This is a genomic window from Nitrososphaera sp. (assembly GCF_036397675.1).
GTDB lineage: Archaea > Thermoproteota > Nitrososphaeria > Nitrososphaerales > Nitrososphaeraceae > Nitrososphaera.
On record NZ_DASWIL010000010.1, the window covers coordinates 42,605 to 59,790 of the forward strand.

At 54.6% G+C, this 17,186-nt stretch carries 20 protein-coding genes and 1 tRNA gene; 6 read left to right on the plus strand and 15 right to left on the minus strand.

What is annotated here, in order from left to right:
- Nucleotides 1–3: 3 nt before the first annotated feature.
- Nucleotides 4–966 carry a magnesium transporter CorA family protein gene (locus tag VGA14_RS01915; protein WP_331002055.1) on the minus strand — a complete coding sequence of 321 codons (963 nt, stop codon included), beginning with the start codon at nt 964–966 and terminating at the stop codon, nt 4–6.
- A 155-nt stretch (nt 967–1,121) separates the two neighbouring features.
- Complete coding sequence (locus tag VGA14_RS01920) at nt 1,122–1,259, minus strand: hypothetical protein (RefSeq protein ID WP_331002056.1); 138 nt, start codon at nt 1,257–1,259, stop codon at nt 1,122–1,124.
- Nucleotides 1,260–1,535: 276 nt separating this feature from the next.
- On the opposite strand from VGA14_RS01920, the gene hemB reads away from it, so the two are divergent.
- The 3 genes from hemB (at nt 1,536) to VGA14_RS01935 (ending at nt 4,107) form a co-directional block, all read left to right on the plus strand.
- Nucleotides 1,536–2,474, plus strand: coding sequence for a porphobilinogen synthase (hemB, locus tag VGA14_RS01925; RefSeq protein WP_331002057.1), 939 nt, complete (start codon nt 1,536–1,538; stop codon nt 2,472–2,474).
- Between the two features lie 35 nt (nt 2,475–2,509).
- Nucleotides 2,510–2,670: transfer RNA gene (locus VGA14_RS01930), tRNA-Tyr, on the plus strand.
- A gap of 48 nt (nt 2,671–2,718) precedes the next feature.
- Entirely contained in the window at nt 2,719–4,107 is a 1,389-nt protein-coding gene (locus tag VGA14_RS01935; RefSeq protein ID WP_331002058.1) for an NAD-dependent succinate-semialdehyde dehydrogenase, read from the plus strand.
- A gap of 15 nt (nt 4,108–4,122) precedes the next feature.
- Here VGA14_RS01935 and VGA14_RS01940 read toward each other — a convergent pair whose 3' ends face one another.
- Together VGA14_RS01940 and VGA14_RS01945 are read right to left on the minus strand one after the other, a co-directional pair.
- Nucleotides 4,123–4,299 carry a hypothetical protein gene (locus VGA14_RS01940; protein WP_331002059.1) on the minus strand — a complete coding sequence of 59 codons (177 nt, stop codon included), beginning with the start codon at nt 4,297–4,299 and terminating at the stop codon, nt 4,123–4,125.
- 289 nt (nt 4,300–4,588) lie between these two features.
- Complete coding sequence (locus tag VGA14_RS01945; protein WP_331002060.1) at nt 4,589–5,641, minus strand: alcohol dehydrogenase; 1,053 nt, start codon at nt 5,639–5,641, stop codon at nt 4,589–4,591.
- Between the two features lie 77 nt (nt 5,642–5,718).
- Between VGA14_RS01945 and VGA14_RS01950 the strand changes: the two genes are divergently transcribed.
- Nucleotides 5,719–6,096, plus strand: coding sequence for a hypothetical protein (locus VGA14_RS01950; protein WP_331002061.1), 378 nt, complete (start codon nt 5,719–5,721; stop codon nt 6,094–6,096).
- Here VGA14_RS01950 and VGA14_RS01955 read toward each other — a convergent pair.
- Both VGA14_RS01955 and VGA14_RS01960 read right to left on the minus strand, forming a co-directional pair.
- Nucleotides 6,070–7,452 carry an aspartate ammonia-lyase gene (locus tag VGA14_RS01955; protein WP_331002062.1) on the minus strand — a complete coding sequence of 461 codons (1,383 nt, stop codon included), beginning with the start codon at nt 7,450–7,452 and terminating at the stop codon, nt 6,070–6,072. The two genes, VGA14_RS01950 and VGA14_RS01955, sit on opposite strands and share 27 nt — an antisense overlap.
- Nucleotides 7,453–7,493: 41 nt before the next feature.
- The gene (locus tag VGA14_RS01960; RefSeq protein WP_331002063.1) at nt 7,494–7,880 is read right to left on the minus strand and encodes a hypothetical protein; all 387 of its coding nucleotides are present in this window, start codon (nt 7,878–7,880) and stop codon (nt 7,494–7,496) included.
- A 74-nt stretch (nt 7,881–7,954) separates the two neighbouring features.
- Here VGA14_RS01960 and VGA14_RS01965 point away from each other — a divergent pair, with 74 nt between their 5' ends.
- Together VGA14_RS01965 and VGA14_RS01970 are read left to right on the plus strand one after the other, a co-directional pair.
- Complete coding sequence (locus VGA14_RS01965; protein ID WP_331002064.1) at nt 7,955–8,884, plus strand: hydroxyacid dehydrogenase; 930 nt, start codon at nt 7,955–7,957, stop codon at nt 8,882–8,884.
- 34 nt (nt 8,885–8,918) lie between these two features.
- The gene (locus tag VGA14_RS01970) at nt 8,919–9,377 is read left to right on the plus strand and encodes a 50S ribosomal protein L15e (protein WP_331002065.1); all 459 of its coding nucleotides are present in this window, start codon (nt 8,919–8,921) and stop codon (nt 9,375–9,377) included.
- A gap of 68 nt (nt 9,378–9,445) precedes the next feature.
- Here the strand turns inward: VGA14_RS01970 and VGA14_RS01975 are convergent, their stop codons facing one another.
- The 9 genes from VGA14_RS01975 to VGA14_RS02015 form a co-directional block, all read right to left on the minus strand.
- A complete protein-coding gene (locus VGA14_RS01975) occupies nt 9,446–9,835 on the minus strand; it encodes a hypothetical protein (RefSeq protein WP_331002066.1) in 390 nt (129 codons plus the stop codon).
- 112 nt (nt 9,836–9,947) lie between these two features.
- A complete protein-coding gene (locus tag VGA14_RS01980; RefSeq protein ID WP_331002067.1) occupies nt 9,948–11,039 on the minus strand; it encodes a multicopper oxidase domain-containing protein in 1,092 nt (363 codons plus the stop codon).
- 265 nt (nt 11,040–11,304) lie between these two features.
- Nucleotides 11,305–11,730 (minus strand): HTH-type transcriptional regulator LysM, encoded by a 426-nt coding sequence (gene lysM / locus VGA14_RS01985; RefSeq protein ID WP_331002068.1) that lies wholly within the window; start codon nt 11,728–11,730, stop codon nt 11,305–11,307.
- The gene (locus VGA14_RS01990) at nt 11,720–12,901 is read right to left on the minus strand and encodes an acetylornithine/succinylornithine family transaminase (RefSeq protein ID WP_331002069.1); all 1,182 of its coding nucleotides are present in this window, start codon (nt 12,899–12,901) and stop codon (nt 11,720–11,722) included. Before VGA14_RS01990 ends, lysM begins: the two co-directional genes overlap by 11 nt.
- Nucleotides 12,898–13,701: a [LysW]-aminoadipate/[LysW]-glutamate kinase gene (locus VGA14_RS01995; RefSeq protein WP_331002070.1), complete on the minus strand. Its 804-nt coding sequence runs from the start codon at nt 13,699–13,701 to the stop codon at nt 12,898–12,900. The genes VGA14_RS01990 and VGA14_RS01995 overlap by 4 nt, the downstream gene beginning before the upstream one ends.
- Entirely contained in the window at nt 13,698–14,750 is a 1,053-nt protein-coding gene (argC, locus tag VGA14_RS02000) for an N-acetyl-gamma-glutamyl-phosphate reductase (RefSeq protein WP_331002071.1), read from the minus strand. The genes VGA14_RS01995 and argC overlap by 4 nt, the downstream gene beginning before the upstream one ends.
- 111 nt (nt 14,751–14,861) lie before the next feature.
- Nucleotides 14,862–15,722 (minus strand): lysine biosynthesis protein LysX, encoded by an 861-nt coding sequence (gene lysX, locus VGA14_RS02005; protein ID WP_331002072.1) that lies wholly within the window; start codon nt 15,720–15,722, stop codon nt 14,862–14,864.
- Nucleotides 15,722–15,895 (minus strand): alpha-aminoadipate/glutamate carrier protein LysW, encoded by a 174-nt coding sequence (locus VGA14_RS02010; protein WP_331002073.1) that lies wholly within the window; start codon nt 15,893–15,895, stop codon nt 15,722–15,724. The genes lysX and VGA14_RS02010 overlap by 1 nt, the downstream gene beginning before the upstream one ends.
- Entirely contained in the window at nt 15,892–17,109 is a 1,218-nt protein-coding gene (locus VGA14_RS02015; RefSeq protein WP_331002074.1) for an argininosuccinate synthase, read from the minus strand. The genes VGA14_RS02010 and VGA14_RS02015 overlap by 4 nt, the downstream gene beginning before the upstream one ends.
- Between the last annotated feature and the right edge of the window lie 77 nt (nt 17,110–17,186).

Here is a 17,186-nt window from a genome sequence, read left to right on the forward strand (position 1 = left end):
TAATTATCTGGGCCTTTCAAGCCAACCCATGCGGTAAAAGTACACGAACATGAGGGCCGCCGGCGCCAGGGATATTATGAGCGCAAAGATGAACGTGGTGTAGGGCCCGAGCTGCATCCAAGAACCCGTTTCGATGCCGCCGGGAATGTTGACGTTCATGCCGTAGAACGCCCCGATGACGGTGGCAGGTATAGAGAGTGTGAATATTATGGTCAAGACTGCAAGAATCTTGTTGGTCTTTTCGGAGCTCAGCACGAAATCGGTGTCCTTGTAAATCTCAACCGTCTCCTTTGCCTCCTCCAGCGCCTCGTTGACCTTCTCGACGTGGTCCTGCACGTCTTTAAAGTGGGCCGTCAGGTCTTCCTTTGAGAATCGCTGGACATCCTTTGTCAGCTCTGTAACGGCCCGCTTTACGTGCAGCACTATGCGCCGGAGCGTCGTTATCTCGCGTCGCAGGAGTGCTATCTGCCTTGAAACCGACACCCGCTCGTCAAACACAGAATCTTCGATGTCCTCTATGTTGCCCACCACCTTCATGAGGAGGTGCAAAAGATCATCTACGAGGGCATCTATTATCTTGTGGAGCAGGTAACCCGACGACTTGCCCATCATGGTCTGCCTCAAGCTCTCGTCTCTCCCACAAATGCTGAACAGCTCCTCGATTGGCTTTAGTTCGCCCTGGTGGACCGTCACGAGGTAGTCCGCGCCCACGAACAGCGAAAGCTGTGAGAAGACAAATCCGCGCTCCTTGTCCGGCGTGGGAAAGTGCATGACAATAAAGAGGTGGTCCTCGTAGCGGTCTATCTTCGGTATCTGGATTTTTGAAAGGCAGTCCTCAAAATTGAGCTTGTTAAACGACGGGTGCTTTTTCCCGAGCTCCACAAGGTCCTCGTAGGCCGGCCTCTGCATATCCGTCCACGTAAAGCCGCTGTTTGTAATCGATTCTTGACTCTTTTGCACTTCCATTTTCTGGGCCTACCTCCTTTGCACCTGCCTGTTGCCTTGTTACAGTTTGCGGTGTCATAAAAATGTGCGCGAAGTAGATCACGTCACCGCAGGCCAAGCGACTTGGAACTCGCAGCAGTGTGCCAGAGCGCCGAGTTGGTGCCTGCAACCCTGTATCAGCAATAGGGCAGTGGAGAGTACCCTATCGCGACAGAGGCCGCCCCTATCGTGTTTGATATGACCGTCCTTGCGGTCTGGGCTGGCGCGATGTGCAGCAGGAGGCCGACCCCCAGCCGCTCAATATGCTCACTCACCTGCAGGTGCCAGTTTACCGCGCTGAGAACCTAGGAGGCAATGTCCTGCATACTCTCGGCCGGCTTAAAGTACACAACCGCATCGTCGTTGTAGGCAACGGCAAGCCCCATGTCCATAACCATGCATTGGAGGTACAGGTCTATTGCTATGATGTCCCGTGGAATCGTTAGCCGACTGTCACGCGCATGTCATTTCTTTTGCAGGATTATTCTATCAAGGTTAGGGAAAACAGGATTTGACAAGGTATTCATAGGACCCTACCCATGCCATTCTTGTTGCAGGCCGCGCTTGCGCAATATCACGACGCTCTGTTGGCTGCAGGGCTGCAGAAGGAGCATCTGATCTGCCCAGTATTCGTGTCCGAGAGGCAGCAGGCAAGCGCAGGGGCTATGCCAGGCTTGCCCCTAACGCCTGCGAGGGAAACGGTTGTCCGCGTGCAGGAGGTTGCAGACGCAGGCATTTCGTCAGTAATCATTTTTGGCATACCCAAAAGCCGCGACGGAAAAGGCTCGGGCGCGTTTGGCAGTAACGGCATCGTCCAGCAAGCGGCAAAAGAGATCAAGTCGGCATTTGGCAGGTCTGTAAGCGTCATAACGGACGTCTGCCTCTGCCAGTACAACCTGTCGGGGCACTGCGGCCTTTTGGCAAACGGCAGGGTTGACAACGACTCGACTGTCAAGGCGCTTGTAGAAATCGCCGTTAGCCACGCCGGCGCCGGCGCGGACGTCGTCGCCCCGTCGGCGATGATGGACGGCCAGGTGCGCGCGATAAGGGGGGTGCTTGACGCCGGAAGGTTTTCGGCGCGGATACTGTCTTATTCAGCCAAACACGCCTCGTCGCTCTACACGCCGTTTCGCTCGGCAGCTTTTCAGAGCGGGGGTGCAATAGACAAGTCCTCGTACCAGTTGGGCTATGCAAACCCAAGGCAGGCTATGAGGGAGATGGCCCAGGACATACTGGAGGGCGCCGACATGGTGATGGTCAAGCCCGCGCTTGCCTACCTTGACCTTGTAAAAAGAGCCAAAGAGGCTTTCAGGACGCCTGTTGCCGTCCAGAACGTTTCAGGCGAGTACGCCATGATAAAGGCGGCAGCAGGGCGCGGCCTCGTGGACGAGGAAGAGTGGAAGGTGATGTCGATGGCCGCGATGAGGAGGGCGGGCGCGGACAGGATAATCTCCTACTTTGCGCTTGACGTGGCGCGCTACCTTGAGTGAAGATTATATATCATACAAGCAGTGAACGGAACTGTCCCGCTGTAGCTCAGCCTGGTAGAGCTTTCGGCTGTAGATGTCGGCAAGTTTGCTGACCGCGTGCAACAGCATATCGGGCGCACAGGTAGCAGTAACCGAAGAGTCGCAGGCTCAAACAAGACAGGCAAAAGCTGTCTTGGAGCAAATCCTGCCGGCGGGATACATCCCATCTAATCTACTTATTAATGCGCGGCGCGCAATCGCTCTCATGCAAATAGAGACCGTTAACCCCGCTACAGGTAAAATTATCGCACGCTACGACGCTGAAAGCAGCGAAGACATCAGCCGTAAGGTGAGGCTTGGGCGCGAAGAGTACGCCGCGTGGAAAAAGGTCGACCTTGGCGAGCGGGCCGACCTGATGCGCAGGCTCGGCAGGGTTATGCGGAAAAACCGCGAGGACTACGCCAGGACGGTCACCGAGGAGATGGGGAAGCCTGTGCGTCAGTCGCTTGCAGAGATTGAAAAGTGCGCGTGGGTCTGCGACTATTATGCCGAGCACGCAGAAGTGTTTTTGCGCGACCAGATAGTCCCTACAGAATTCCGCAAGAGCTTTGTGTCGTTTGAGCCACTTGGCGTGGTCGCGTCTATAATGCCGTGGAACTTTCCTTTTTGGCAGGTAATGAGATTTGCGGTTCCTGCGCTCACTGCCGGAAACGTCGGGGTGCTGAAGCACTCCAGCGTCTGCCTCGGGAGCGCGCTAAAGCTGTCGCAGGCTTTCCAGGACGCGGGATTTCCGGAAAACGTTTTCCAAGTAGTAATAGGCGACTACCGCGTGGGCGAGGCTTTGGTGCAGGCGGACATTGATGCGGTTTCCGTTACCGGCAGCCTCAACACGGGCAGGCGTGTGGCAGAGCTGGCATCTGTCGGCCTGAAAAAGTTCGTACTGGAGCTTGGCGGAAGCGACCCGTTTATCGTGCTCGAGGACGCGGACTTGAACCAGACCGCGCATATGGCCACGCAGTCGCGCCTTTTGAACAACGGCCAGTCTTGCATTGCAGCAAAGCGCTTTATCGTCCTGAGAAGCGTCGCGGAAAAGTTCACGCAACTATTCATGGAAAATACCGAGGCCGAAGTTGTGGGCGACCCGTTCGATCCCAGGACCACCGTCGGCCCGCTTGTCCGGGACAACCAGAGGCAGGCCCTTGCCAAGCAGGTGGAAGACGCAAGGGCAAAGGGCGGCAAGGTTCTGGTAGGAGGCAGGCCGGTTGACCGCGAGGGGTTTTTCTACGAGCCCACCATCGTTTCAAACGTCAGCCACGACATGAACATTGTAAGGGAGGAGGTCTTTGGGCCCGCAGCCCCAATAATCGTGGTCGAGAACGAGGAGCAGGCGGTACGGGAGGCCAACAATTCCGAGTTCGGGCTTGGCGCAAGCATCTGGACAAACAACATCGAGCGCGGGGTCAAGCTGGCAAGGCAGATAGAGTCAGGCCTCGTGTCGGTGAACGAGATGGTCAGGTCAGACCCGCGTCTGCCGTTTGGCGGCGTCAAAAAGTCGGGCATAGGCCGCGAGCTGTCAGAGTTTGGCATACGCGAGTTTGTCAACATCAAGTCAGTCGTCGTCAAAGACATACAGAGCAGGCTATTGGTGGAATAGTCTGATTACGGTGCTCTAGCGGAGCGTCTTGACAGCTTTAAGAAGCAATATGCCGACAACGGCATTTGGGATCATGAACCAGTAGATTATGTTAAACGAGACGTTGGGGGTTTGGTTGTCGACCGGAGCAAGAATAGAGATTGCAAGTGCTGCAAACGCAAGGTACGCACCCATGCGAATGTCTTTTGCCAAAAAGGCGAGCGCGCCAAGTGAAAAGCCTGTCAGAGTAACATAATACAATATTGTCTGGTAGTACGCTGCCGGAGGAACCGGAACGCTTCCTAGAGCCTCCCCGGTTGACGCAATGGTGTGAAACGTCAGGCCGAGTACCCAAGGCCTGCCATGATTCCCATGTACGCTATGGCAAGCTTGGCAAAGGGATGGAGGCCTTCATCTGCGATGGCGTTACTATTTTGCACCGCGATATCTTGCGGCTTGTGCGCATATAATTATTGTCGTGGGGCTGTACAGGGGAAAATAATCAGGGATTGATTACTGCCCTGCCTATTATCTTTCCTGCCTTCAGCTCTTCGAGCGCCTTGTTTGCATCTTCCAGCTTGAACTTGCGGGACACGGTTGACTGGAGCTTGCCCTGTTTTGCAATCTCCACAAGGTCGACTAGGTCTGAGTACTTGCCTGTGTAGGCACCGGTAATCGTGAACGCCCTGAGCGGTATCAGCGGCAAGTTGATTTCCATAGAGCCACCGAAAAGCCCGACCATCACCAGCTTGCCGCGCTTCCTGAGCATGTTAAACGAGTTTGGCGCGGTTTTGCCGTTGTTCACGAAATCGATGACGGCTTCTGCGCCAAGGCCTTTGGTGAGATCCTTCACACCTTGCACGGGGTCGCCGGTGCCCGAGTTCACTATCACGTCTGCGCCAAGCCTCTTTGCCTCCGCAAGTTTCTTTTCGTCAATGTCGACTATGACTATTCTTGCTTTTGTTATTGCCTTTCCAATCTGCACAGCCATGAGCCCGAGGCCGCCGGCGCCGATTATCACCAAGGTCTCGCCGTCCTTGACTGCCACCTTTTTCACAGCCGTGTAGGCTGTGAGCCCCGAGCAGGCAAGCGAGGCCGCCGCGCTTGGGTCAAAGTCGTCCAGCTTGACCAAATATTTGTGATTCGGCACTAGCGCGTACTCGCCGTAGCCTCCGTCCTGATAGACGCCTAGCGACTTTGGGGCGTCGCAGAGGTTCTCCTCGCCAGCCCTGCACGCCGGGCACGAGCCCTCGCCTATCCACGGGTAAACAAGTACCCTCTCGCCTTTGGAGAAGCCCTTGACATCCGGGCCCATTTCAGCTATCGTGCCTGCTACCTCGTGGCCCGGTGTCAGCGGGAATTTGACTCCGCGGTCCTCGACCTTCATGAGGACGCCCTGAGGGCCGGCGTATCCGCCCTCCCAGAGGTGCAGGTCGCTATGGCAGACTCCTGCGCTTTCAACCTTGACTAGGACCTGCGCGCCGGCAGGATTGGGAATATCAATATCTTGCAGCTCTAATGGCTCCTTTGTCTTTATTATCCGGGCAACTCTCATGCCGACTGTAAAAACGACAGAGCGTATAAACTAAGCGCATGAAACGCTTTAGTTGCTAAACACGAATTTTTGCGCTGATGAAGGCAGGGTCAGTCGCGTATGTGCTTGTGGCAATATGCGTTCTTGGAGCAGTTGCCATTCCCGCAGGCAACCCCATGTTCCTTGACAGGGCCATTGCCGTTGAAGTCGCGTTCATTGTCCTGACGATCCTGACGTTTGCAGGATACAGAAAGCAGCTGTACGCGTGCGTGCCTCTTGCATCCATCGTGATGGTCGGCAACTCGCTTGCGCCTCCACACGTCGAGATAATGACGACTTTCTCAAAGCCGTTCAACGCGATCGTTTTGATAACTGGCGGCTACGTGCTACAGGGCCTGCTGATGATATTTGCCGTGCGTGAAATTGCAAGAAATCGGAAAGCCGGGAAACTAGGACCCAAGTATGCTGGCCTTTGAAAGTGCCCTGTCAAGTTGTTTCTTGGTCATCAGCTTCTTTTTCATTACAAGCTCGCGGATGCTCTTGTTTGTTTTCAAAGACTCCTTATAGATCTCTGCCGCCTTCAGGTAGCCTATGTACGGATTAAGCAGTGTCACGAGCACGGGGCTCTTTTCAATATACGACTTTAGCCTTTCCCTGTTTGCCCTCAAGCCGTCTATCATGTGCGCGGAAAATACTGGCAGAAAGTTCTTGAGCATGTCAGTAGAGTCGAGCACGCACTTTAACATGCCCGGCAGCATGACATTCAGCTCAAACTGGCCCGCTTGCGCGGCCATCGCAACCGAAACATCGTTGCCGATGACGTTAAAGCAGACCATGTTGAGGCACTCTGCAAGCGACGGGTTGACCTTGCCGGGCATTATCGACGAACCGGCGTGCACCGCCGGTAAGACCGCTTCTGCAAAGCCCGCGGTGGGGCCGGAGGCCATGAGCCGCAGGTCGTTTGCCATCTTTGTCAGTTCTATTGCAAGGTTGCGCAGTGCAGAGGAGCAGTTGGCGACGTCGTGTTTGCTCTGCAGCGAGTAGAACGTGTTTGGCGAAGGCCTGAGATCAAGTTTTGAAACTTCTGACAGGCGCTTGATTGCGAGCTTGCGATATCCTCTTGGCGTGTTTGCGCCCGTTCCGACGGCTGTGCCGCCAAGGCCCACCTCGCGCAGGCCGTCCATCGCCTCGCGCATCCTCTTTTGCGCCCGCTCTATCGAATACGCGTACTCTTCAAACTCGGCCCCAAGCGTGACAGGTATCGCGTCCATCAAGTGAGTCCTGCCTATCTTGATGGCGCTCTGGAATTCTCTGGCTTTCTTGCGAAGCGACCTCACAAGCGTTGTGATGGCCGCGTCCGTCTCGACCATGTTTGTCAATATGGCTACGTGCATCGCGGTCGGGAATGTGTCGTTTGACGACTGGGACATATTTGCGTGGTCGTTTGGGCTCAAGATATCGTACTGGCCCTTTTTCTTGCCTAGGATTTCAAGCGCCCTGTTTGCGATTACTTCGTTGGTGTTCATGTTGAACGCCGTGCCGGCGCCCGAGTTTATCGCTTCAACGACGAACTGATCCATGAGCCTGCCTTTCAGGATCTCGTCGCATGCTTTGACGATCGCGTCCGCCTTTTTTGCGTCCAGCGCGCCAAGCTCTTTGTTTGCAAGCGCGGCAGAGCGCTTTATCATGGCAAAGGCCCTGACAAGGTTGACGTGAGCCTTCTGGCCGGTAACCTTGTACATCTTTTTTGCCCGGAACGCAAATGGCCCGTAGTAGGCGTTTGCCGGAACCTTTACCTCACCAAGCGAATCCCTGTCAATCCTGAAAGACATCGCAATTGCCGGTGCGTTGCGGCCGTAATAAATTAATCGACTCACGAGATTATCCGTGAAGAGACGAGGCTGTCGATTTCTGCCGCCTGCTCTTCAGGGAGGTTAAGGCCGTGCAAGAGCGCGGGTCGGGTACCTGCGAGCGGTGTGTCTTGCACAGACAGGGGCGGCGAAAAGCGCTCGACGCGCTCAAAGACAATCTTGCCGTACCAGTTGTTCTGCAGGCAAAGCCTGCGCTCTTGTTCGTCCATTACGTCAACCTCAATTATTTTTTCAATTATGCCGGAGCCTATTAGCAAGTCTACGTGTGTCTTGCTTGCAAAGAACAGCCTCGATCCATTTTCCCACTCCCTGCGTATGCTCACGTAAAGCTCGCGCCTTGCGTACAAGCGCCGGTCCTGATCTTTTGCGCGGAACACGAAACTGCTCACGCACACCGTTGCAGCGCCCTGACATTAAGCGTTATCGCAATAGCATTATATTATCACCGGCATGCTCAACGCACATGCAAGTCAGCGGCAGGGTTATCGTCTGCGATTTCATCGACCAGGCCGGCATTGATAGCATGAAGCGTGCCGGGCTGAATGTAGACTACAAGCCCGAGATAAAGGCAGACGAGCTTGTGAAAACTGCGAAGGATTATGATGTGCTTGTTGTGAGGAGCAGGACCAAGGTTACAAAAGACGTAATCGAGGCTTCAAACGCCAAGATAATAGCGCGCGTAGGAGTTGGCCTTGACAACGTTGACGTAAAGGCTGCCGAAGCGAAAAAGATCAAGGTGATAAACGCGCCCGAGGCGGCGTCCATTGCAGTGTCGGAGCTTGCAATCGGGCTCATGATATCCCTTGCAAGGAGCATACCCAGGGCCGACGCTGAGACAAAGAAAGGCAACTGGATAAAGAAAGAGATGATGGGTTCCCAATTGTCAGGCAAGTACCTGGGCATCGTCGGCGTCGGAAACATAGGCCGTCACATAGGCAGAATGGCGAAGGCGCTCCACATGAACCTCATTGGATACGACCCGTTCCCCATAAGCAAGGAGTTCATCAGCGAAACAGGCATGATAGTTACAGACCTTAACACGCTTTTGGAGAGCGCGGACTTTGTAACGTGCCACGTGCCGACGACGCCGGAGACAAAGCACATGTTCAACGCCGAGCGCCTTGCAAAGATGAAGCCGACGGCCTATCTTGTAAACACGTCGAGGGGCGAGATAATAGATGAAAACGCGCTTTACGACGCGCTGAAGGCAGGCAGGCTTGCCGGCGCGGCGCTAGACGTTTTCGAGGTCGAGCCGCCTACAAGCAAGCAGTTGCTGGGGCTGCCAAACGTGGTGTGCACGCCCCATGTCGGCGCGCAGACCAGGGAAGCACAGGAGCTTGCGTCCACCGTGATTGCAGAGAAGATAATCCAGATTCTGCGGGGCGTAATATAGAATATAAGGGGCTACCCGTCAGGAGAGTGGTATAATGCACAGCTACATGGCCCAGACATGGATCCGGATGTGGAAGGAAAACGCCGAGGAACTAAAGTCAAAGGCCATCGCATGGAGAAAAGAGCCCACAATCAACAGGATTGACAAGCCAAGCAGAATAGACAGGGCCCGCAAGCTGGGCTATAAGGCCAAGCAGGGCATAGTTGTAGTTCGCATCAGGGTAGGCAGGGGCGGCATGAGGAAACAGAGACCGGTTTCCGGCAGGAGGCCCAAGCACCTTGGTGTCGTTCACATCAAGCAGGGTATCAGCATGCGCAAGGTAGCGGAGCGCAGGGTATCAGAAAAATTTCCCAACCTCGAGGTTATGGGCTCGTACTACCTGCACAAGGACGGCATGAACCTCTGGTATGAAGTTGTTCTGGCGGACCCAAGCCACCCGGCCATTTCTAAAGATCGCGAGATGAGGGGCCGGCTCAAGGCCTTTGCAAAGTAGCCTTTTTTCGCAACCTCGTTGTCTTGAGCACGTGGTCACAGTGCGAGATGTTTCTCAATTTTGAAAGCTTAGCCACCCGTCAGCTTTTTCGCCGAACTGATTATTTTTGTTACTTCATCGGCCGGCGTTTCCTTGTCCATCGTGATGTAATAGAGGTTTTCAGGGTAAGTCAGCGTCAGTATCTTGACCTTCTCGTTCTCGGTGAGCGTGTATTCAGTCTTGCCGATTGACTTTTCAAAGCTCCTGCGCATCTGGTTGCGTGCGGCCTCGATGAAGTACTCGCTCTTGGCTTCCTCCGGCCTAAGCAGCGGGACGACGCCCTTGCGCAGTGCTCCGGCTAAAGTTCGGCCAAACTTGTTCATTATCCCAGCATAGCGTATTCTGGGCGAAATGCCAAGTATGCTGTTGCATTTTTCCTTGTACCTGCCTGTGTTGGGGTCGGCATGTGGTCGAGACATCGCATTAATTCATAGCTGCAAGTATATGAATATCTACTCTATGTTCTGAAAGAATAAATAAAAAAGGAAAAAGATGAGGAGGCGCTTAGCCTTCCATCATCATCGCTGCGCTTTATTTCAGGGAAGCCTTGGATGGGACCCATGTGCCCGGAGGATGGTCGTCTTCAGTGGCATCGTTGGTTGCCACGACTGCAAATGCCGCGCCCCTCAGGACGTGGTTCATGTTGTGGTCAACGCCCACATAGAGACCGGGCACTGGGAAGGTAGCTTCGATGACGCTCGCAGAGCCCGGAGGTATGGTCCAAGTCTCGTCCTGAATCATCTGCCTTCCAAGGAAGTTGCCCCTTACGTTGCCGTCCCTCACATCAATCATACCATTGATGAAGTGGAACGCGATATAGTCGTTGGGACCTGGGTTGACGATGTACCACCTTGTCAGCTCGCCTGGCTTGACCTTGAAGAAGTTGGTCAGGTCGCCTCTCTGCATTTCAGCCAGCAGATCTGGGTTCAGCGGAACCTGAGTTGCCTGTCCGATAGCCGGCACATACTTGTGGGCCATGCCGTTGGTCATGACGAGGTCAGCGTCGTTGGAAAGCAGCTTGCCTACGTCAAAGCTCCCCGTTTCACCTTCAGTGCCTTCGAAAAGACCTTTGTCAGCGCTGTTGTAGATCTCGCCAAAGACCATATAGAACTCCTTGGCTGGAGCTTCTCTTTGCGGATGCACAACAATGCCGCCGTACATGCCGTTGGCAATGTGCTCCCATACGCCGAAGAGCCCGTCAGCTCCGCAGTGATAGTAGAATGCGCCAGCTGTGTTTGCCTGTAGTGTCCATGTCTTGCTCTCGCCTGGCCCAACATTGCCAGAGAGTGCATCGCCTATGCCTGCGTGGAAGTCGAGGCTGTGTATAACATCACCCTCGTTTGTCAGGGTGAACTCTATCGCGTCGCCCACGTTAGCGGCGACTACTGGACCCGGAATAGTGCCGTTAAAGACCATTGCGTTGTACATGATTCCACCCGGATGCAAAGCGTTGTCAGGAGCCACTTGGACTTCCATCTCGTCTGCAATCAGGGTGACATGTCTCGTCACGCCGGAGTGATCAGCTTGCGCCGATGTAAGTGGGGAGCCATTGAACAGAGGGCTGAAAACAAGTCCCACTACAAGAATACCGGCGGCGATACCAGCTATAATCGCCTTGTTCATTAGCCTACGTCAGTCTACTCCAACTATATATATCTTATACAGTGAGTGTAAATAGACCCGAAATTCGGTATCTCCACCCACGGTTAGCACGAGTTACACCATTTCAGCCCCACGCCTAGTCTGTTCACGGTTCCTGACGTTCTGCAACCCGCTGGCATTATGTCAAAGCTTTATGCAAGATCGGGAACCAGCCCTAGGCGAACCCGAAATACGGTTTAGTTCACAAGCTAGTATCTAGACTGGGTGAAAAATAAATGTGTGAGGCCTACTTCATCGTCTTCAGAATTATCACGGTGTTGGTGTCAGACACACCCTCTATCTTGCGTATGTCGTCGATGCACTTGTTTATCTCCACTATGGCCGGCGCGGCTATGATGGTAGCGATGTCGTACTGGCCTGTTATCTCGTAGACGACTTCGATGCCGGGCAGTTTCATGAGCCTTGACGAAACTGCGGACGTGTCTGCCGATGAGCTGACGGAGATGAGCGTGATTGCGCTTGTCTTGTCGCTTGCGCCAAGTTCTATGGTGAAGCGCTTGATCATCCCAGACCCGACTAGGTTTTTGACGCGCCTCCTCACAGCGGACTCTGACAGCCCTATCTCGTTTGCAATGTCCACGAATGCCTTTCTGGAGTCTTCCTGGAGTATGCGGATTATCCTTTCGTCGGTCCCGTCAATGTTAGCTGACATTTCTCCTCTGTTCCTCCCTTGTCAATACACCGTCCATTATTTCAACTGCGCGGGAAACCGTCGCTTCGTCCATGACAAGTGGCGGAAGCAGGCGAAGGATGTTCCTTCCAGAGTACAGCATCAGCAGTCCTTGACTGATTCCGTCGAAAAGCATGTCCTTTACCTCAAAGCGGAGCTCGACGCCGAGCATCATGCCAAGGCCCCGGACCTCCCTGATTATCTTGTGGCGCTCCTTGAGGCCTTCCAGCTTTTCCTTGAAGAACCTGCCTATTTTTGCAGCATTATTGACAAGGCCGTCCTGAGTCAGGGCGTCCATCGTTGCGGACGCGGCGGCGCAGGCAAGCGGGCTTGCGCCAAAGGTCGACGAGTGCTCGCCAAGCTTTATTGCGTCCATTATCTCCGGCTTTGTCAGTACTAGCCCCATGGGCACGCCCCCTGCGATGCCCTTTGCAAGGCACATTATGTCCGGCGTCGTGTTCCAGTTTTGCCCCGCCCACATCTTGCCCGTCCTGCCAAGCCCTGACTGTATCTCGTCAAATATCAGCACCAGGTTCTTGCGGTCGCATATCTCGCGGATTTTCGGTATGAGGTCGTCGGGCGGGACTATGATGCCGGTTTCGCCCTGTATCGGCTCAAGTATGACAGCACCCGTGCTGGCATCGACTGCCTCCTCCAGCTTGGAAGGGTCGCTGTACGGCACAAATTTGACCCCCTCCAGAAGCGGCATGAACGATTTCCTGTACTTTTCATTATATGTTACGGAAAGCGCGCCAAAGGTCTTGCCGTGGTAGGCGCCGTTCATCGCGATCACGCCGGGCTTGCCCGTGAATTTGCGGGCGAACTTGAGTGCAGCTTCCACCGACTCGGACCCCGAGTTTGTGAAGAACATCTTGGTCAGTCCCGGCGGCGCCTGCATAGCCATCTTCTTCATGAATTCAAGGCGCGTCTCGTTATACACTGACATGTGCGCGGTGATGAGCGTCTCGGCCTGCTTCTTGATGGCAGCGACAACCCTATCGTTGCAGTGCCCGACGAGCGCGACTCCGTACCCGCCCATGCAGTCGATGTACTCCTTGCCCTGCACGTCCCACACACGCGCGCCCTTGCCCCTTGCGACGTTTACCGGGAAGCGCTGGTACAGCGTGCCAAGATAGTTGTCCTCGCCATTCATTTCGGGGTTATCACCGTGCAGTTGCTGTGTGCGATGGCAGAGGATACAGGCTTGTCGACCTGGCCGGACGCTATTATCGCCTCCTTGACTCCCATCTCAAGCGCCTCGGTGCAGGCAAGCACCTTCTTTTCCATGCCAAAGCCTATCTTTGGCAGCATATCTTTTGCCTGTTCCAGCGTCATTGCCGTAACCAATTTTTCATTTAGCATCAGGCCGTTAACGTTTGTGATGAAGATCACCTTGTCGGCCTTGACGCCGCCTGCCACGTACGCGGCGGCCCTGTCGCCGTCCACATTGAGGAAGTCGAATTCTTCTGAAAGGGCTATCGGCGAAATAACCGGGACGTAGCCGCTTGATACGAGGTTGTTCACCAGTGAAGGGTCGACGGCGTTTATCTTGCCCGTGTAGCCACCGTCGATTACCATCTTCCTGCCTTTCTCATTCACTATCATTAGCTTTTTCTTGCGCTCCGCCTTCAGTATGCCGCCGTCGATGCCGGCGATGCCTACCGCCTTTATCCCTTGGCGCAAGAGCATGCCTACTATGGCCTTGTTTATCTTGCCGGACATGACCATCGTGTAGATGTCTGCAGTCTCCTTGTCCGTGTACCTGCTCCTGACTCCGCCCGGCGACACGATGAATTTCTGCTCCTTGCCGAGCTTGGTCGCTGTCGACGTTACTTCCTTGCCGCCGCCGTGCACAAAGATGAGTTGCTCTTTTTCCGCTATGGCCTTGATGTCGACAAGCGTTGACGGGTGGAGCCCGTCGACCACGCTTCCCCCTATCTTTATGACTATCATACCGGGGTCAGCGGGGTGTACCTGAGGCCCTCTGTCTCCTCATAGCCAAACATCACGTTCATGTTCTGTATTGCCGAGCCTGCGGCGCCCTTCATGAGGTTGTCCGAGGCCGATAGCGCTACAATCCTCTGGTTGTCTTCGTCGATGTCAAAGCCCACGTCGCAAAAGTTCGAGCCGACGACGAACTTGGGGTCGGGGAACTTGTATAGGCCCTTCTTGTCGCGGATGAGCCTGACAAACGGCTCGCCTTTGTACGAGTTGCGGTACATCTTCCACAGCTCGAGTTCCTCGACACTGCGCTTCAAAAACGTGTGGTTCGTTGTCAGGATGCCCCGGACTATGTTGACTGCGTGGGGGCTCATGCTTATCTTGATCTGCTTCTTGGCGATTATCGAGAGTTCTTGCTCTATCTCGCCGGTGTGCCGGTGCTTCGCCGGCTTGTACGGCCTGATGACGCCGTAGCGCATGGCGTGGTGCGTACCCGCGTTGGCCTTGGCGCCGGCTCCTGATGAGCCTATCTTGCTGTCAACCACGACGTGCTCCGTGTCGATGAGGTTGTTCTCTATCAGCGGCTTTAGTGCAAGCAGCGACGTCACCGCCATGCATCCAGGGCACGACACGAGCTGCGCCTTCTTGATCTCCTCGCGGTGGAACTCGGGCACGCCGTACACACTTTTTGACAGCATGTCCGGGAAGGGGTGCTCCCATCCATACCACTTGACATAGTCCTTCGGGTTCCTTAGGCGGAAATCAGCTGAAAGGTCGATTATCTTGACTCCCCTGTCGTACAGGTCCTTGACTATCTTGTTGGCCTTGCCGTGCGGCACAGAAGTAAACACCATGTCGCAGTTGCTGACCATCTTTTCCATGTCCATCGGCGAGAACGTCAGGTCGATGAACCCTTTCAGGCTCGGGTGCACCCTGTGCACATACTCGCCCGCCTTCTGCCTCGACGTCACCATGTTGATCTCCACCTTTGGGTGGGTGACAAGAAGCCTCAAGAGCTCGCCGCCGACATAGCCTGAAGCACCAACTACTCCAACCTTCAATTACGCAGTTTCCTCCATTGTCATGCTCGATGAGAATCAAGCCTTGGAAATGCCCATTTATATTTTTTGGACATATTTGACCCGATAGAGGTCAATTATGACCGACATTGGTCAACGCTTTGCGACGCCGGCTGCATAGTCTATCATCGCGCCCGGTATGTCATTTACAGAAACGGTCGCAGCGCCCCTGAATTCCACGGTGTTGTTCACTTCGTGCACCATAAGCCCGCGGATCTTGTCCTCCATCAGATCGACGCCGACTATGCCCCCGCCCACGGCCCTTGCGGCCTTTAACGCGAGATCTTCAAGCTCTTTTGTAACAGGCGCAAGCTCGGCCTTGCCTCCCCGTGCCACGTTTGTACGCCACTCGCCCTCTCCAGAATAGCGATAGATTGCAGTAACGACCTGCTCGCCCACCACTATGCAGCGCACGTCGCGGGGCGGCCTGTTCACCATTTCCTGGACGTAATAGATCCTTGAAAGTGGACTGTCGTTTTCCTCTCTCATCTCAACTATCATGCTTGCGGTCTCTTCGTCCCGTAATGGAAAGACGCCCCTGCCCCAAGACCCTACTATTGGCTTTAGCACCAGCGGAAGCCCGGTCTTGCGTATCACCTCCATCGCGGTTTCCGCGGAAAACGCGAGCTGCGTCTTTGGAGTCGGTATGTTGTTCTTGGCAAGCGCAAGGGACGTGACGAGCTTGTTGCCGCATATCTCTGCCGTTGAAAACTTGTTTATGACTGGAAAATCAAGAAATTCGAGGCAGGCCGTGAGATAGAGGCCCCGGTAATGGCTGACGCTCCGCTGCATTATCACGTCGCCCAAGGAAAAGTCGCTTTTCTTGCTCTCCGTGCTGACTGTGATGCCCTTGGCGTCGACCATCTGCGCCTTTACACCCTTTTCGAGGGCCTTGTCGTAGAGCGCCTTTTCCTCAAAGCGCACCTTGTCGAAGATTATGCAGACCTCGACCATTACTGTCCCCAGTCTTCACCCACTGTTTCTGCCGACTTCAGCTCCACCTTGTCCGCGGCCTTGGTTGCTATCTCAAAGTCGCCGCCGCAGTCAGGGCAGGTGACTATCTCTCCCACTACCGCGTCTTCGGGGATACTGATGTCGGCTCCACATTCTTGGCATTCTTTTTTCATTTTTTGTTACTTCCTTTTTGTTGCTGTTTCTTGCTGGCCGCGTCTGCAACCGAATTTGCGATTATCGACTGCAGGCCCCACAGCTCAACAAAGCCCTTTGCCAGGTTCTGGTCAAAGGTCGACCCGGCCGCATACGTCGCCAGGCTGTTCTTGTACAGGGAATAGCGCGACTTGCGTCCAACCACGCGAAGCGAACCCCTTTGCATTTTCAGGCGCACTTTTCCGCTAACGCGGTTTTGCGTCGCGTCTATAAACCTATCCAAGTCTAAACGCAGCGGGTCCTGCCAGAGGCCTGCGTACGCAAGCCACGCCCACTGCTCATCAACAAGTTTCTTGAAGGCCAACTCATGCTTTGTCAGAACCATCTTCTCGAGATCCCTGTGCGCCTCTATGATGACAATGGCCGCCGGCGCCTCGTACACCTCGCGGGACTTTATCCCGACCACACGGTCCTCTATATGGTCGACAATGCCTACGCCGTGAGATCCTGCCTTGTCGTTTACGTACTGAATTAGATCGATTATCGACATGCGCTTGCCGTCAGCCGCGATGGGCACGCCTGCCCCAAATTCAATTTCAAGGTAGCCGACCTCGTCGTTCTTGAAGTTTATGAAATGGAATGCCTCCTCCGGAGGCTCAAAGTCGGGGTCCTCGATGTCGCCCCCTTCCACGGCCCTGCCCCAGAGGTTCAGGTCGATGCTGTACTTCTTGGCCTCGGTGCTTATTGGTATGTTCTGCTCCTTTGCATATTTTATCTCGGCATCGCGTGTGAGGTTCATGTCGCGGATTGGCGCTATTATCTTCAGGCCAGGGTTGAGCGCACGCATCGTCACGTCAAAGCGAATCTGATCATTCCCTTTACCGGTGCACCCGTGCGCTATTGCAGTCGCGCCCTCTTTTTCAGCCACCTCGACGGTCTTTGCCGCAATGAGAGGTCTTGCAAGCGCGGTTGCCAGAGGATACTTGCACTGGTACAGACCGTTTGCCTTGATGCTTGGTATGACGTAGTCGCGGGCAAACTCGTCCCTTGCGTCCACGTAGACGTGCTTGACTGCGCCGATGGTCTTTGACCGGCGCTCGATTTCTGCAAAGTCATCGTCCTGGCCGCAATCAACTGTAGCCGTGATAACGTCCATCTTGTGGAGCTTTTGCAGGTAGCGTACACACACCGATGTGTCAAGTCCGCCTGAATACGCGAGGACGACCTTGGGCATTGAATATGCGTTGCGTTTCGAGCACTACATTTATATTTTTTGGTCAAGATTGACCTAAATCAAGGTGATATTGGCCA